Genomic DNA, 233 nt, shown 5'->3' with positions numbered 1-233 from the left:
CTGCTATGAAACTGGCGAGAAATTGGGCAGTGTGAAATGCAAAATGCGCTTGGCGCGCTGCAAGCTTTTGGGTATCGGCGGCCGCAGGGAAAAGAAAGCCGGTTTGGATCTATGCCGTCAGGCGTTGGAATTGGCAAAGGAGAGCAGCGAAAAAGAGGATTACGGCTATGAAGCCGAAATGAATCTTTTGCGGCGTACCATTGCGGAAAACGAATCATAAAGGACGAAAAAAG

1 protein-coding gene is annotated in these 233 nt (G+C 49.4%); it reads left to right on the top strand.

Going from position 1 to position 233, the window contains the following annotated elements; all coding sequences use genetic code 11:
• Positions 1–220: hypothetical protein (locus GPK83_RS17435; protein ID WP_215705178.1), on the top strand; the 220-nt coding region annotated here is incomplete at its 5' end.
• Positions 221–233: the final 13 nt, after the last annotated feature.

It is taken from the genome of Clostridium sp. MCC328 (assembly GCF_018785465.1).
GTDB lineage: Bacteria > Bacillota > Clostridia > Lachnospirales > Lachnospiraceae > Pilosibacter > Pilosibacter fragilis.
This window is presented reverse-complemented; position numbering and strand designations above follow the sequence as displayed.